Raw genomic sequence first — 14,639 nt, forward strand, 5'->3', positions numbered from 1 at the left:
GGCGATAAGCCGTCAAAAGAAAAGATTGCTATTCCGCGATGGAATAGCAATCTTTGTATGGTTATAGAAGCTTATTCAATGTTAATGCTCCATTGTCCGTCTGCTTCAACGGCAAAGACATAGGTACCTTCTGAATCTATGGCTTCGGCCGTTGAGCCGGAATAGTTACCCACTTCGTTGACCAGCAGGAGGCTGTCATTCACTTTGACAACAAAATTGGATTTTCCCACATGCTTGGATGTGAACCGGGTCAGCTTGCTTTGCAGCTTCGCAAAGACAACATCGTTACCCTTGCCGGATAATTTGACTGGAGCGCTCTTAATATTATCAGGTATGGTCTGAGTGATATCAGCCTTCCAGGAGCCATCTGATTCTACATTCAGCATGTATTTCCCGTCTTCCGGAATGACCACTAAGGATTTTCCCTTGTAAGGTCCAATTTCATTCACCAGCATTTCCTTGGAATCTCCTGCTTCATTGTACAGGTAAATAACGAAATTCGAGTCCCCGGCATCGGTTGCTTCCACAATGGCAATACCGCTCTTTAGATTGAAGAAGTCAGTTGCCTGATCGCTTTTTCCTTTGAGATGAAGGATATCGTCCTTGGCCGCCGCAGGCTCAGGCGCAGCCGTTGCCGCAGCTGAATCAGATCTGCCTTGGTATAACGGCAACAGTTCACCGTAGAGCTTCTCAACAGTAGACTCATCATCCTTTTGTATCGCAATGGCCATTTCCTTGAATTTGCTTTGATTCTCCTTGACTATAAACTCCAGGCTTTTGAGAATAACCGCTAAAGCTTCGTCTCTAATTTCTTGGGAAAGGTCTTTTTCCAGATAATTTCTGGCTAAATTAAGCGCTCTAGCTCCTAATTCCTGATCTGCATCGGCAAATGTTGTAATCTCCGGCGTTTCTGTCGGATCAGATTCAGGTGTGGGATCTGGATAGCGGCCGGCCACTGACGCAGGCAGAACTCCTCCTATTTTTGTGAAAAGCTTCTTAACATTTTGGACATCGCCTTTTTCGATAGAATCGGCAATCTCCAGATAAGTAAATGTATTCTCCTTATCTTCTCTGGCCTTCATGCGTATTTTCTCAGCGATATCTTTGGAGTTCTCGTTATTCCAGGAATTAGTGCCAAAGCTCGTGAGATATTCCAGCGTCTTATCCTTCACAGAGAAATTCTCAAGCTGCGGCGCAGGAGTAGGAGTGGCAGTCGCAGCAGGAGTTGCAGTTGCCTCTGGCGCAACCTCGGCAGACTCGCCGCAACCGGTTAATGCAACCGGTAAGGTCAAGAGAGCAAGGGCCAAAGTGATTGTTGTTAATTTTGTGTACATCAGTAATTTCCCCCAATTTCGTATTCATACCTGGCTATTATATCAAAAATGGAATATTTTACGTTGAATTTTAATAGAATATTCCATTACATATACACAAAATGTTCCAGACCCTTTATGATCAGGTTATATTCTGTAACATCGTGAGAGGAGCGCTGAGAAATGTCGACAATAGGATTGGGGTCCTTGCTTGCTGGAGGGTTCAGCATATTTGCATTTGTACTCTGGCTGGCTTGTCTGGGGCTTGGGATCTATTTATTTGTTCTGGTGGTCAAGCTTGCACGCAGGGGCATTATTGCTCTGGATCTGTACAATCATGCCAAGAATCTGGAGATCCGCGAACGTCATGAATCGTATCACCGGAGGGATGAACTCTAAACCCGCGGTTATACACCAGGTTGTATTAAGATCCCCTGCCGGAATGGCGGGGTTTTTGTGAAAATATAAGAATTTATAGGTTGCACACGATAACTTATCCTTCTATTTCTCGCTGAAACGGTACCGTCCTTTAAAAGGACGGCAAAGCCGTTTCCACTTGTAGCGGACTACCGCGGCAATGTTGCAACTGATGGAAGGATTGTTTATACTCTCAACAAGGATTATTAAAATTTGTTATATCGGGAGAGGAGTTTGATCGAATGAAAAAGAAGATGACTGCTGCACTGACTGCTTTTGCCGTACTTGGAGGGATGGGCACGGGGGTGTATGCCGGAGCTAACCTGCAGGAGATCAAAGCTTATCTGAATCCGGGAATCAAATTCAAGGTGGATGGCCAGCCTGTGCAGCTCAAGAACGGCAGCGGTGCAGTGATTGCTCCGATCTCCTACAAGGACACAACTTATCTGCCAGTCCGTTCCGTGTCCGATCTTCTCGGGGTTACCGTCAAATTCGATGCCGCCTCCAACACTATTAGTCTAGGAGAGCAGACAGCGGGTGTCTCTATTGCTGCCGGTTTCGACGACATGTATCACACGAAGGACCCTGGCAAAACCGTCTACAAAGACAAGGATTACAAGGATGTCTTCTTCGATAACGCCAGCGGTGACCGCGGCACTTCATTCATGCTCTACCCGAATAAAAAATACCAGAAGCTCTATCTCCAGGTGGCAGCGATCGGTGGAGATATTAAAGATTTCGCTGTACAGGACAGTGATACCAACACCGTACTGAAGAAGCAAACCGTTACCACGGCTGGTGGCCTCACAACTATAGAAGTGGACATTGCCGGAGTCAGCAAGCTGTATGTAAACGGGGATGTGAAGGACGGGACAACGGTCTTTGTTCCACTTACGACTTCCTATTATAAATAATTCTACGCAATTATAAGGAATCCTACCAACTACCCGGAAAGCTCCAGCCTTCCGGGTAGCTTTTTGTCAATGGGGACGTCTGTTTATAAGAATGGCATATGGGGTATTATCGGGTAAGCCAAGGGCTTAGTGATCTTAAGAGGAGTGAGTAAATGTATACGAAAAAAATAATCATGACATTGTCCTTAATTTTGTCCATGTTGGCTCTGAGTGCCTGCGGTAACGCAGCCGATACACCGTCAACCGAATCCATGCAGACCGTTGCGCCGTCAGCCGAATCGGTGCAGACGCCAGCACCTTCAGCGGAGCCAGAGCAGACACCTGCACCAACGGCAGAGCCGGAGCAGACGCCTGAGCCGTCAACCGGAGGTAACGACACAGCCGCTGGTTCCACGGAGCTTCCGAAATATCTGCCGGAGGATTTCCCGATGCCGAAGGATGTGAAGATCGGACTGTCCCACTCGGAGGAGACTGAGGGGCGGAAGACAGCAATGCTGATTTTTACAACCACCGAAAGTATGGAGTCGGTAACGAAGCTCTATGATGATTACCTGGCCTCCAAGCTGGGGAGTGAGTCCGCGAAGACGGTTGATCCCAAGAATCTGATTATCCAGGGCACGACCAAGGACAACAAGCAGAGCTGGTCGATTATTGGTGGCCCGCTGGCCTCCCAGGAGGGTGTCGTGGAACTGACTGTAAGCTGGTCGGAATTATAAATTGAACAGCACCATCCCCGTATAATGACGAACATCCGTTGAAGATCTATCCAGATCTCAACGGATGTCCTCTAGATATTTACCCCCTTAATTCCGCTGGAGTAACAAATATCCGCTGATGCTTGAGGTTTTTTTGCGGTACACAATTTTGAAACCGATGTCGTGATCTTGCAGACAAGCCAAGGCTGTACTAAGCAATCCATTGGTTCTCAAGCTGCGCACACAGGGCTCAGCATTTCCAATAACCCGGCTGGCGGTAATTCTGCGCGCTGATCCGGGAATCAGCGGGTTGCGGCTCCAATTAATCAATACCAGATCCGGCTGACGAGTAGCCATGCCAATCTACCCCTTTCTATATAAGGCTCTCTATATAGAATGCAAGGGGGATTTGTTATGCTTTAGACTTAAGCGGATTCTGTTGATGTGCCAACAACTCTGCCTACAATCTTCACTCTGTATTTTGTGAGGTTTTCCGAAAATAAGTAGTATACTCAGTATCTATAGCAGTTATATAATTGAACAGTTAAATGAAAATAATGTCGGGCGGTGTTGTATTTTGTCGTGGGAACCAATTGGGTTTATGGTGTTCTCTAATTTGGAGGCGTTCGCATGGTGTGCTCTCTGTATGTCAATCTTCAGGTTTAAAACATCAGATTATGCGTTGCAAATCCTAGTTGTTGTTACTCTTATGAATTTACAAAGCTTTATATTACGTAATGAATTATCACTTTCTTATTTGGTTCCGCTTATCAATGTTTTGTTTATTACATTCCTGTTTTCTACAGTCGTCAGAGTTTCGTTGTTAGGCTCGTTAACGATAGCGAGTGCGGGCTTGGTTGTATTTGGATTTATACAGACCATGCTGGCAATCGTGCTCTTTGGCTCCATCAATGCTGTGGATGCGTCTCTTGCCAATGGTTATGCTTTGCAGATGAGCACCGCTATAATTGGACTGCTGTTATCCTGGTTTTTATACCGTTTCGGCTACGGATTTTCTTATGACTTCGAGCGGTTTCGTATGAAATACGAAAGAATGATGATCATTCTGACGATCTCTGTTTTTATGACTTCTGTTGCGTTAGTGCTATATCTGAATCAAATTTTGAATGTCATTATTGTGCTTGTAATCGCACTGCTCTTTTTCCTGAAATACGCAATTACAAAGGAGAAGGAGCTATGATTGAGCAAATGGCTGTCAAACTGGCTCGGGGAATAAAACAAAGATCGCCTGAACATCCTGCAACGGTAGCTGTCCTTACACATTCTCTTGCCATTCTGATTAATACATTTTCAATATTGGCACTGACTATGGTGCTTGGAATTTTAACAGATCACCTGCATGAAACTTTCGTAGTATTGGTTTCTTTTGCAGCACTGCGGATGGTTTCTGGTGGTATGCATCTTCGTTCGGGTACTTTCTGCGTAATTGTTACTACTGTTATGGTACTAATAGTTTCGCATGTTGAGATTACAGTGAATTGGACTTGGGGAGTGACGGCAATTAGTTTTTTAATAGCTGCTAGGTTTGCACCAACGGATATACAAAAGCAGTCCCGAATTCCCCGGAAATACTATCCAGTACTTAAGATTCTTTCTATTATCCTTATATCCATGAATTTTCTGCTGGGGTCATCGGTGGTTGCTGCTAGTTTTCTGGTGCAAACACTGCTTTTAATTCCTTGGAAGGAGGTGGGGAATAGATGAGAAAAAACAAATGGAATCTGCTTTCATCAGCGTTAGCTTTTTTAGCGGTAATTACGGTTACACCTGCGAGTGTATTCTTTGTATATGGCGCGGAAGCTCCTGAAGAATTATTGAAGTAACTGGAGATGACGATAATGGAGGTACTATCAGTAACACGGGATGTTGATGGAACTGCCGGTCTGGTCCAACTGCCAATCAGTAATATTGCATACATGGCTTACATTAAAAAAATTAATCGCGTGACAGTTCACACAGTGGATGATGAGTTTTTTCTCATGGGCACTCTAGTATTCTGGCAAAATGCATTAGTGGCAAACGGTTATAGATTCATTTCCGTTGATCGGACAAACGTTGTGAATATAGATCGAATTAAATATTTAGATAAAACCAAGCATAATGCTTATTTCGAGTCTGCACCTTCCAAAACATCCAAGAGGTGTACAATGACAAATATCAAGTTTGATCAGATAGCAGATATGATACAAATGAATTATATTTCCCATCTTCCTGTATAATACAAAAGAGAACCGCTATGCAGCGGTTCTCTTTTTATAGAATATTGCATTATAACACAAACAACAGGATGAAAGAAGAAATATTTCAACTTTTCGTCTAGACGAAAGTATGTTGTCATGGGTTGTAATATGATATTAAATAGAATTAACTCAACCGTTGAATAATTGTTGACAAATTAACTTTAATACCCCAGTCATTATATCTAATAATTGATAATCCTAGAATTATTCGTAATCAAAATTGACGCTCTATTAATGAGGGGGGATAAAGACATGGAGGGACATTATGATTTACTTAACGGTTACTAAAGACCAACATGGGGCAGGAATACAACAAATACCAGTCGAAGACATCCTTTACATGCAATTTGATAATCGCCTGTTGATTTCTGTTCAAACTGAAGCAGCGCAGTACTTTACTGTAGGCAACTTAAGATTTTGGGAGGCAGCATTTGAGAAAGCGGGCTTGAATTTCTTGCGTCTCGACCGCGGTGTACTCGTAAACCTCAATAAGGTTCAAATGGTAGACCCTACTTATAAAATAGCATATTTCGGAACACATACTAATTCCAAGCGTTGCACAATGTCCACCTCTGGTTACAAGCTTATACGGGAAAAAATGTCTCTTGAGTTTTCACAGAAATCACTACCGATTACATAACACCGATTAGATAACGATTTACTATCCGGTTGTCTCGACTTCTGCTTTTACGGACTCGATTTGTTTGGATGAATAACCTTCACTGTACAAAGGCTGTGTGAGATCGTTCTCACGCAGCCTTTTCTAATTTTTTAGAGCTATATTGTCCCTGTCCAGAGAAGCGGCCTGTTTCTTATTGCTCCTTACAAGGTAAACTTTAGATAAAAGACCTGGGAGGACAATATGAGAAAAACGGTACTGGTTTTGTTGTTTTTGTTCGTATTAACTGCTTGTGGATCTTCCGAAGATGGACTCACCGTGAAGGATCTGGCTATACACAAGTCAAACGATGATAAAGTGGTGGTTCAATACGGAATGAGTCGTGCGGATGCGGAGAAGGTGCTGGGTACAGGCGAAGATATGAAAATTGGCCATACATTCACTTATAGCGATGGAGTCAAGATTATGTACCGGGAGGATAAAGTGGCGGGGATTTATTTGACCGAAGAATCGAAAGATGTATATGAAACGGCTCAAGGGATGAAAATAGGTATGCCCAAAGATGATTTCAAGAAAAAATATGGAGATCAATATGTGGCGGATCTGGAGAAAAACCTGGATTATGCATACGATACAGACAGCAAGCAGTATGTAAAAGAAGCGGAATGGGCAAAGAATTTTGAGGACAGCACAAAAATTTATTTGATTTCAATGATGTTTGATAGTGACGGAACTGCACAAACCATTCTATTAACAGATAGGCAAATGGCGATCATGTATAAATAAACTCTTGCCATACCCTGACCTCCTGTGTTATTATAAATCTCGTTGCAGGACGGTAGCTCAGCGGGAGAGCACTATCTTGACAGGGTAGGGGTCATGGGTTCGAACCCCATCCGTCCTATACGAAGAAAGCCTTGATATTCAAGGCTTTCTTCTTTTTATGTAGAGAAAATAGACATGCAAACAGGCCGGCCCCCTGTGGTCACGGATTGGTCCCGAATGTATAAATCTGCCCGCAAAATAAGCCAACCCGTATGGATTGGCATTAGCTTCATGGTCTGTTAATTCTTCTGTAGGTTACGAACTTCTTGTTCAGAAAGCTCAGTAAGTTTAACAACAAAATCCACATCGTGTCCCAATGCCAAGAGTTTTCGAGCGGTTTCTCTTTTTTCACGAAATACACCCTCAGTGATCCCTTCGGCCTTAGCTCCGTTCATCCGTGAAGCCTCATCCCGCAAATGCTTCATCCGGGCATCATATTCCATACGTGTAGCGGCATCCTGACTCAAAAATTCCAGTGTATCCATTGCCTTTTTCAACATCGGTTCATTCATGGTCAACACCTCCCAGCTTGGTTAATTCCATCACATGAATCTCAAGATCAATGTTCAACGGAATTCCTGTGATCTTCCCGAAGGCGAAACACATTATGATGGCGGTCATTGGGCAGACAGGAGTAGTTCAATATATTGATCGTCACCCATTTCTTCAATTGGCTGTAATCGTCACCTTTTTGTGTCTGGTGGTAGTACATCTCGCTCTAGTAAAAGAGTATCCGCTTCTCCACCTGAAAAAATAGGTTTTTAGATGATTTTGAAGTGTGAAAATCATCATAATGAAACGAAGCCGATCATAATGACCGGCTTCGTTTTTACTGTAATGATCTTAACTTCTCAATCTCTTCTAAGGACAAACCTGACGCCTCGGCAATAACTGATGACTCTATACCTAGAGCAAGTAACTTATAAGCCATTTCTTTTCGCGCTGTAGCCTCACCCCGAGCCTCACCCTCAGTCCGTCCTTTAGCTTCCGCCACCTTAGCTGCTTCATACATCGAGGCTTCATCATGCAGATAGCGTTGACGCGCCTCATACTGCCTGCGGGCTTCATCATTCTGACTCAGAAACTCTAGCGTATTCATGGCCTTCTTCAACACAGGTTCGTTCATCGTCAGCACCTCCCATTTGGATTGGTCTGCCCCCTTGAGGAATAGCAACCAATTTACCAGTCCGCCTTGTTCCAGCGAAACGGCCTCTTCATCCAGCTTAGGCAACTCCAGAAAGTGAATTTCAATGTCGTCAAGCAAGGGGATTCCCGTACGGTCCTCCCGCAAGTGAAAGACATTATGATATAGAGTATTCGGCAATAAAGCAAAGTTTATAATATTGATCGTTACGCAACGTTTTAACTGGTTGTAAGGCTGACTCTCCTGCAACTGAGCAGAGTACTGCTTGCTCCAGTAGTAGAGCGTCCGCTTCTCTGTATCGTATTTGTTGAATAGCTGCATCTCTACATTAATGATTTCGCCCTCGGTCGTCTTGGCCCGAATGTCCAGAATGGACTGCTTATCGCGAGGCGAATCTTTGTCGGTGTAGGGATTCAGAAGAATAATATCACTTAGCGAGGGTTTGCCCGCTTCGGTAAAGGTGCGATTTAGAAAGGCTAACAGTACGTCACGGTTCTCTTCGCTTCCAAAAATGCGTTTAAACAAGAAATCATTTCGAGGATCAAGCAATTCCATCGAGTACTAACCTCCGTTTCAGTCTTATTATACCATTATTGCCTCATCTCTTGCTCGGTTTGCTCAGATGCACCTGCTTCTACTTCCGCACAGGTCTGATATACTTGAAATGCCGTTCCGGATTGAAATAGAAGTAAATGATTCGTCCGGGAGAAGTATCGAAGCAGTAACCGGTGTCTGCAAAATCAAAGGTTGCCATTACCCGTTCAATCTTGTCCTCCACGCTGCGGTTCTCCTGCTCATAATCGAAGGGCCCATGTTCAAATACAATGTATTCGTCTTCGGGAACATCAATCATAAGCATCTGCGGGGGGAGCTGGCCGTCATATTCCAAAGGTAACCGTACCCCATAACACTCTGTGCGCGGAATCCCCCAATCGCAGAGTCTGCCGTCCGGGTCATTCATGTACGCCATAACCTGGCCTCCTGCTCCGTTAGGTTCGCTTCCGCCATCGTCATCTAGTTTGCCCTTGATGCTATCGAGTAAGCCGCAGATGGTTTCGTAGTCCTGTCCCGGAATGAGATTTTGCTTTTGCCAGAAGTCCCAATACCCGTTACTCTCATAGTTTTTAATGTGCACAAATTTGTGAGCGGGAATGGTTACAAAATAAATTTTTACATCCTCTGTAGATTTGATCATCCCAATCTCTCCCAATCCTAAAAAGTAGCGGTCGAAAGGGTTTAATTTCGTACGAAGAACGACTGGCTTCGGATTTTTCCGGAAATCACTTGGAGTTACTGCATAGGTTCCCTTAAAGGCTCTGGTAAAAGCTTCATGAGAGGAAAATCCGTAATTAAAAGCGATATCTATAAGGCTTTTTTCACTATCCCGGACTTCTTTTAGTGCAAAGGCTAATTTTCTGTGCCGCAGATAATCCCTGAATGGCATACCCGAGATTTCTTTGAACTTCCTGGTTGTATAAAATTCGGAATAACCCAGCGTATGGGAAAGATAGCGCAGTGTCAGGGCTTCATCATTATAATTCTTAATACACCTGTCAATTTCATCAACGATGATTTGAATTTGTTTCGGCCACTCGTACATTCGTCAGTTCACCCCGTTTCAATCACTCTATATGTACTATAAATAAATAGAGCTATTGCTGCTTGATTTCACTTGCGGTTCTTTCAGAAACGATCTTATAATACATAATAGCTGTGTTCTGGAAAAAAATCTCACCCCGTCCATTATACATAATGACAAGAAGGAGTTTTGCTAAAATGATAGTAACTTTGCATGAAGCTAAGCGCCCGGAGATTAACCTCAAGTATGTTGTGATTGTCATCAGACAAGGGGAGGACTGGGTGCTGGTGCGGCACCGCGAGCGGTCCACCTGGGAATTTGCCGGCGGGCATATTGAAGCAGGTGAGACTCCGGGTGAAGCTGCCGTTAGGGAGCTGTATGAAGAGACGGGCGCGGAGGAATACAGGCTGCACCCTGTGTGCATCTATTCGGTCAGCAGTGAAGCAACCCCCGAGAGCTTCGGGATGTTGTATTTTGCAGCGGTAGAGAAGTTTGGACCCCTGCCCCAGTATGAAATGGAGGAGCGAAGAAGCTTCAGAGAGCTGCCGGAGGCGGTAACGTATCCGGGGATCTACCCCACACTGTTTGCTGAAGTCAATGAAGCTCTTGTATCAATGTCAATGTAACCCCGGGTCTGCCGGATACTTCTTCTATATAATAGGGGCCGGACGTAATCCGTGTCATGGCAACTAATATAATCTCTCCGTTGTTATCCCGTACCACCAGCACCGCCACCATGCGAGTGATTAAGCCGCGCCGTCTCTTCCTCAATCCGCTGCACATCAATCCGCTCAAATAACAATACAAGTCCCTGCACCGGCTGGTGCGCGGCAACGGATACCGGCTGCCATGCCGGTTGCTCCAAGGACAGGAATCCTCTGATCTTCTCACAGGAGAAGGGGAGGAACGGGTTCAGCAGGTTAGACAGATTGGCGATGATCTGCACACAGGTATACAGCGTGTTGCCGCCAGCCGCCGGGTCATGCTTAATCTGCAGCCACGGCTGCTGCTGATCGAAATATTTGTTGGCCTGACGAATCTGCGTGAAGATACATTCCAGCGCTTCCTTGAATCGTCCGGCTTCAATCACGGTCCCGGCCTCCTTATACAGGTTCTTAATGCTGTTACCCCATGCCGCATCCAGTGTCCCTGAGGGTACCTCACCGTCCCAGGACTTGTTAATGAATGCCAGACTGCGGTTGACGAAATTACCGAAGGCGCCCAGCAGCTCACTGTTATGACTGTAGATGAACTCTCTCCAGGAGAAGTCGGCATCCCGCTTCTCAGGACCGTTCGCAATCAGGAAATAACGGATCGAATCCGGCTCATACCGGCTGAGAATATCCGGCAGCCAGACTGCCCAGTTGCGGCTGGTGGAGAATTTCTGCCCTTCCAGGGTCAGATATTCAGAAGAGAAGAGTCGGTCTGGCAGATGCAGATTCTCAGCGCCCAGCAGCAGCGCCGGCCAGATCAGGCTGTGAAAAGGAATATTGTCCTTCCCATGGACATAGTAAGCTGTGATAGGCGGTTGTTCCTGGTGATTTGGCCCGGATGAATCCAGCCAGAAATCTTCCCAGCGGTTACCGGTCTCCGCCGCCCATTGCTTGCTGGCAGACAGGTAGCCGCTGACTGCTTCGATCCATACATAGATTTTCTTGTCGGTGAAGCCGTCTGCCGGAACATCCACGCCCCAGTCTAGGTCACGTGTGGCAGCACGGTCCTGCAGCCCTTCCTGCAGATATCTGCGGGTTAGCCGTACAGCATTATCTCTCCAGCCCTGCGCTGATTCAGCGTATTCTGTGAGTGCATTCTGGAAGCTGGACAGAGACAAATAGTAATGCAGGGTGGGACGCAGCACAGGCGTGGACCCGCAGAGGGCGCAAGTGCGCTCCAGCAGATCAACGGGGTCGAGAATCGTCGAGCAATAGTCGCACTGATCCCCCCGGGCCTGCTGTCCGCAGACCGGGCAGGTTCCCTTCACGTAACGGTCCGGCAAGTAACGCCGGTCGTGCTCACAATAGCACTGGAGTGTGGATTTCTGGTACAGGTATCCGTTATCCAGCAGCTTAAGGAACAGCTCCTGCACTGTGCGGTGATGATGCGGCTGATCTGTCCGGGTGTACAAATCATAGGTGAAGCCGAGTGTGCGGAAGTTTTCTGCGAACTCCTGATGATACCGGTTGGCGAATTCACCAGGTGATATGCCTTCCTGCGCCGCCTGCACAGCAACGGGAGTGCCATGGCAGTCGCTTCCCGATACATACAGCACAGTGTCGCCTTTGGCGCGGTGATAGCGGGCCAGAATATCTCCCGGGAGAATACTGGCAAGTCTGCCCAGATGCAGGGAGCCGTTGGCATACGGCCAAGCCCCTCCGATAAAAATATTTGTCATGTCGTCGTCCTCCTGAAGTTTTTTTGGACACAAAAAAGGCACTCATCCCCTAAAGGGACGAGAGCCTGTGCTCACGTGTTACCACCCAAATTCATCAATGCCTTGCGGCATCCACCTCTTCAGGTACGTCCGCAGAAGTCAGCGGGTATACCCTAGCATGGTAACGGATGCGGGTTCCGGCGCAGCCTACGTCCCGTTCATCCGGGCTTCGATGCGCAGCTCTGAGACCATATTCCCGAGGGTTTTCTTTGCTCCTTTTCAGCGTCCGGAGCTCTCTGTGTAAGAATGGCCAAGGTACTCTTTCTCTTCATAGCTATTGTGGTTATCCTAATTACTGGATATCATATATGCAGGTGCAGGGCAAAGTCAATACCGTAAACAAATTTGCAAAATACCATAGCCATATGCGACAGTAGGGGAAGAGGGAAAACGGAAAACGGGAAGCAGAAGGAATAGCGGCCCGCCCGCCTGAAAGTTGTGAGACAGAGAGATGAAGGGAATGGGGACTATTGCCTGAACAAAAGCAGGAAAAGAAAAACACGGGTGCATGGGGATGGCTGGGCAGCGGGGCAGTATTGCTGCTGCTTAAAGGCAAAGCCATTATATCTCTGCTCAAGCTGGGGAAGATAGCAGGTCCGCTGATCTCCATGATGGTATCCATCTGGGCTTATGCCCTGATCTCGCCATGGGAATTTGCGGTGGGCTTCGTTGCCTTATTATTCGTTCATGAGATCGGCCATGTGATCGCTGCCAAGCGGATTGGACTGCCGGTGAGCGCGCCGCTGTTTATTCCGTTTATGGGTGCACTCATCACGATGAAGCAGCAGCCTCTGGACGCCAGACAGGAAGCTTATGTAGCGTTTGGCGGCCCTATACTCGGGAGCATGGGAGCGGCTGTAGTATTCGGAGCAGCTTATTATTATCATAGCCCCTTTTTATATTCACTGGCATACGTGGGGTTCTTCCTGAACTTGATTAACCTGCTGCCGATCCATCCGCTGGACGGGGGGCGAATTGCCACAGCGGTAACACGCTGGTTGTGGCTGGTAGGGCTCGTTGGCGGCCTGGCTGTAATTATTTATCTGAAGTCTATCCTGTTCTCCATCATCTGGGTGATGTTCGCCTACGATATGTATAAGAAATATATCAGCCGGCGTACGAAGCAGCAGATGCATACCGTGTTAAAAAGCTTCCTGATCCCCATTGAGGATCTGCAGGAGCAAGGCTATCTCATTCCCGGGCCTGAACATAAGCGGGAGCTGCCATATACCACCTATAGTGATTTGAACCGCCAGCAATTTGTCGGGGTCCGCTGGGATAATCTGGATTACTACGGAACTACGACTATGCCGGTGCAGTCTCTGATTGGAAAAGTCAGAATAGTGCAGCTGGACCAGATGTATGTGGACGCCAGGCTTCATTTGAAGATGCAGTGTGAGATCAGCTTCACGGTGTATGACAATGATAAGTATTATGAGGTGCCTGCGGCCGTCCGCTGGAGATATGGGGCTGCTTATTTAGTACTGGCAGGCTTTCTGGGGGGCATGATGTACCTTGTTCATGTGGTGGGGAATGTAAATCTGTAAGGATTCGTTTATGAACCTCCCGATTCGTCAAAGCTGTAAAGAGCTGAGAAGGAGAAGGAGGTTGAGCAATGCGCAAGGCAAGAGTAACTCTCCTGTGGATTGGGGCATGTCTCATTATAGGGACGGCCGGATGTACGGCAGGCAAGGAGGTTCCCGAACACACGGGGGTTCACAGGATGAATGAGCTGGACGGGAGCCTGCAATCACGGGATGGCCTGACTTCACCGGTGATGCAGGATGTGTACGACCGTTCGATTCCCGAGGAGGTCTATGACATTCCATGAGGCCTTAAGCCGTTCCCTGTCCATCAACCCTGCTCTGAAGCTCTAGATCCTATATACAGGATATTAATAATTCTGTATAATGCTTCATATTGATTGGACCTATAGAGAGGAGCCAGGGGGATGGCAGTGGAAATTATTCATGTAACTACAGAGGAGCAGCTTCGACTGGCGCTTGCGATCCGCAAGCAGGTATTTGTGGAAGAGCAGAAGGTGCCGGAAGCAGAAGAAATAGATGAACATGATGTGATCAGTGATGAGGTGTTTCATTTCCTGCTCATGGAGGGCGGGCAGGCGGCCGCTGCCGGACGGATGATCTATTACAAAGCGGAAACCGCCAAAATGCAGCGGATAGCCGTTCGTCAGGAGCACCGCTCCAAGGGATACGGGCGTATTCTGCTGCTGGCTATGGAAGAACGGGCCAGAGAGCTTGGTCTCCAGGGATCAGTCCTGGATGCCCAGTGCCACGCAGAAGCCTTTTACAGCAAGCTGGGGTATGAAGTGATCTCCAAGGAGCCGTTCTATGATGCGGGGATTCTGCATGTGAGAATGCAAAAGACTCTGTAATTCTGCCAAGGTTACATACTCTTTCGATGCGGTGGACAAGCTAGAA

20 protein-coding genes, 1 tRNA gene and 1 other annotated feature are annotated in these 14,639 nt (G+C 46.7%); of the genes, 14 read left to right on the plus strand and 7 right to left on the minus strand.

All coding sequences use genetic code 11. The annotated features are described in order from the left end of the window. Positions 1-71 precede the first annotated feature (71 nt). The gene (locus HQN87_RS00405) at positions 72-1,334 is read right to left on the minus strand and encodes a hypothetical protein (RefSeq protein WP_173126071.1); all 1,263 of its coding nucleotides are present in this window, start codon (positions 1,332-1,334) and stop codon (positions 72-74) included. Positions 1,335-1,496: 162 nt separating this feature from the next. Between HQN87_RS00405 and HQN87_RS00410 the strand changes: the two genes are divergently transcribed. From HQN87_RS00410 to HQN87_RS00420, 3 genes are all read left to right on the plus strand, one after another. Continuing rightward, positions 1,497-1,712, plus strand: coding sequence for a hypothetical protein (locus HQN87_RS00410; RefSeq protein ID WP_173126074.1), 216 nt, complete (start codon positions 1,497-1,499; stop codon positions 1,710-1,712). 260 nt (positions 1,713-1,972) lie between these two features. Then, the gene (locus tag HQN87_RS00415; RefSeq protein ID WP_173126077.1) at positions 1,973-2,644 is read left to right on the plus strand and encodes a stalk domain-containing protein; all 672 of its coding nucleotides are present in this window, start codon (positions 1,973-1,975) and stop codon (positions 2,642-2,644) included. 191 nt (positions 2,645-2,835) lie between these two features. Beyond that, complete coding sequence (locus HQN87_RS00420; protein WP_173126080.1) at positions 2,836-3,360, plus strand: hypothetical protein; 525 nt, start codon at positions 2,836-2,838, stop codon at positions 3,358-3,360. Positions 3,361-3,447: 87 nt separating this feature from the next. Here the strand turns inward: HQN87_RS00420 and HQN87_RS00425 are convergent, their stop codons facing one another. Next, positions 3,448-3,696: a hypothetical protein gene (locus HQN87_RS00425; protein WP_173126083.1), complete on the minus strand. Its 249-nt coding sequence runs from the start codon at positions 3,694-3,696 to the stop codon at positions 3,448-3,450. 352 nt (positions 3,697-4,048) lie between these two features. On the opposite strand from HQN87_RS00425, the gene HQN87_RS00430 reads away from it, so the two are divergent. From HQN87_RS00430 to HQN87_RS00460, 7 genes are all read left to right on the plus strand, one after another. Next, on the plus strand, positions 4,049-4,540 hold the full coding sequence (locus HQN87_RS00430) for a hypothetical protein (RefSeq protein WP_173126086.1): 492 nt from the start codon (positions 4,049-4,051) through the stop codon (positions 4,538-4,540). After that, the gene (locus HQN87_RS00435; protein WP_173126089.1) at positions 4,537-5,064 is read left to right on the plus strand and encodes an accessory gene regulator ArgB-like protein; all 528 of its coding nucleotides are present in this window, start codon (positions 4,537-4,539) and stop codon (positions 5,062-5,064) included. Before HQN87_RS00430 ends, HQN87_RS00435 begins: the two co-directional genes overlap by 4 nt. Next, positions 5,061-5,183, plus strand: a complete 123-nt coding sequence (locus tag HQN87_RS00440) for an AgrD family cyclic lactone autoinducer peptide (RefSeq protein ID WP_173126092.1) — start codon at positions 5,061-5,063, stop codon at positions 5,181-5,183. The genes HQN87_RS00435 and HQN87_RS00440 overlap by 4 nt, the downstream gene beginning before the upstream one ends. Before the next feature lie 15 nt (positions 5,184-5,198). Continuing rightward, positions 5,199-5,579: a LytTR family transcriptional regulator DNA-binding domain-containing protein gene (locus tag HQN87_RS00445; RefSeq protein WP_173126095.1), complete on the plus strand. Its 381-nt coding sequence runs from the start codon at positions 5,199-5,201 to the stop codon at positions 5,577-5,579. A 286-nt stretch (positions 5,580-5,865) separates the two neighbouring features. Then, positions 5,866-6,240 carry a LytTR family DNA-binding domain-containing protein gene (locus HQN87_RS00450; RefSeq protein ID WP_173126097.1) on the plus strand — a complete coding sequence of 125 codons (375 nt, stop codon included), beginning with the start codon at positions 5,866-5,868 and terminating at the stop codon, positions 6,238-6,240. Positions 6,241-6,462: 222 nt separating this feature from the next. Continuing rightward, positions 6,463-7,005 (plus strand): hypothetical protein, encoded by a 543-nt coding sequence (locus HQN87_RS00455; RefSeq protein WP_173126099.1) that lies wholly within the window; start codon positions 6,463-6,465, stop codon positions 7,003-7,005. 46 nt (positions 7,006-7,051) lie between these two features. Then, a tRNA-Val gene (locus HQN87_RS00460) sits at positions 7,052-7,123 on the plus strand. Between the two features lie 160 nt (positions 7,124-7,283). Here HQN87_RS00460 and HQN87_RS32185 read toward each other — a convergent pair. From HQN87_RS32185 to HQN87_RS00475, 4 genes are all read right to left on the minus strand, one after another. Then, positions 7,284-7,556, minus strand: coding sequence for an Rpn/YhgA-type helix-turn-helix domain-containing protein (locus HQN87_RS32185; protein WP_254075303.1), 273 nt, complete (start codon positions 7,554-7,556; stop codon positions 7,284-7,286). 47 nt (positions 7,557-7,603) lie between these two features. After that, positions 7,604-7,756, minus strand: coding sequence for a PD-(D/E)XK nuclease family transposase (locus HQN87_RS32190; RefSeq protein ID WP_254075304.1), 153 nt, complete (start codon positions 7,754-7,756; stop codon positions 7,604-7,606). Positions 7,757-7,873: 117 nt separating this feature from the next. Then, positions 7,874-8,743, minus strand: coding sequence for an Rpn family recombination-promoting nuclease/putative transposase (locus tag HQN87_RS00470; protein WP_173126101.1), 870 nt, complete (start codon positions 8,741-8,743; stop codon positions 7,874-7,876). Positions 8,744-8,822: 79 nt separating this feature from the next. Continuing rightward, complete coding sequence (locus HQN87_RS00475; RefSeq protein WP_173126103.1) at positions 8,823-9,788, minus strand: helix-turn-helix transcriptional regulator; 966 nt, start codon at positions 9,786-9,788, stop codon at positions 8,823-8,825. Positions 9,789-9,964: 176 nt separating this feature from the next. Between HQN87_RS00475 and HQN87_RS00480 the strand changes: the two genes are divergently transcribed. Further along, positions 9,965-10,393 (plus strand): NUDIX hydrolase, encoded by a 429-nt coding sequence (locus HQN87_RS00480; protein ID WP_173126105.1) that lies wholly within the window; start codon positions 9,965-9,967, stop codon positions 10,391-10,393. Between the two features lie 83 nt (positions 10,394-10,476). Here the strand turns inward: HQN87_RS00480 and metG are convergent, their stop codons facing one another. Further along, positions 10,477-12,159 carry a methionine--tRNA ligase gene (metG, locus tag HQN87_RS00485; protein WP_173126107.1) on the minus strand — a complete coding sequence of 561 codons (1,683 nt, stop codon included), beginning with the start codon at positions 12,157-12,159 and terminating at the stop codon, positions 10,477-10,479. 50 nt (positions 12,160-12,209) lie between these two features. Then, positions 12,210-12,479, minus strand: a binding site (T-box leader). Positions 12,480-12,668: 189 nt separating this feature from the next. Between metG and HQN87_RS00490 the strand changes: the two genes are divergently transcribed. The 3 genes from HQN87_RS00490 to HQN87_RS00500 all read left to right on the plus strand — a co-directional run bounded on the left by HQN87_RS00490 (position 12,669) and on the right by HQN87_RS00500 (position 14,593). After that, positions 12,669-13,745 (plus strand): site-2 protease family protein, encoded by a 1,077-nt coding sequence (locus HQN87_RS00490; protein WP_173126110.1) that lies wholly within the window; start codon positions 12,669-12,671, stop codon positions 13,743-13,745. 68 nt (positions 13,746-13,813) lie between these two features. Further along, positions 13,814-14,029 (plus strand): hypothetical protein, encoded by a 216-nt coding sequence (locus tag HQN87_RS00495; RefSeq protein WP_173126113.1) that lies wholly within the window; start codon positions 13,814-13,816, stop codon positions 14,027-14,029. A gap of 120 nt (positions 14,030-14,149) precedes the next feature. After that, positions 14,150-14,593 (plus strand): GNAT family N-acetyltransferase, encoded by a 444-nt coding sequence (locus HQN87_RS00500; protein ID WP_173126116.1) that lies wholly within the window; start codon positions 14,150-14,152, stop codon positions 14,591-14,593. Positions 14,594-14,639: the final 46 nt, after the last annotated feature.

This window comes from Paenibacillus tritici, assembly GCF_013204885.1.
Lineage (GTDB): Bacteria > Bacillota > Bacilli > Paenibacillales > Paenibacillaceae > Paenibacillus_AQ > Paenibacillus_AQ tritici.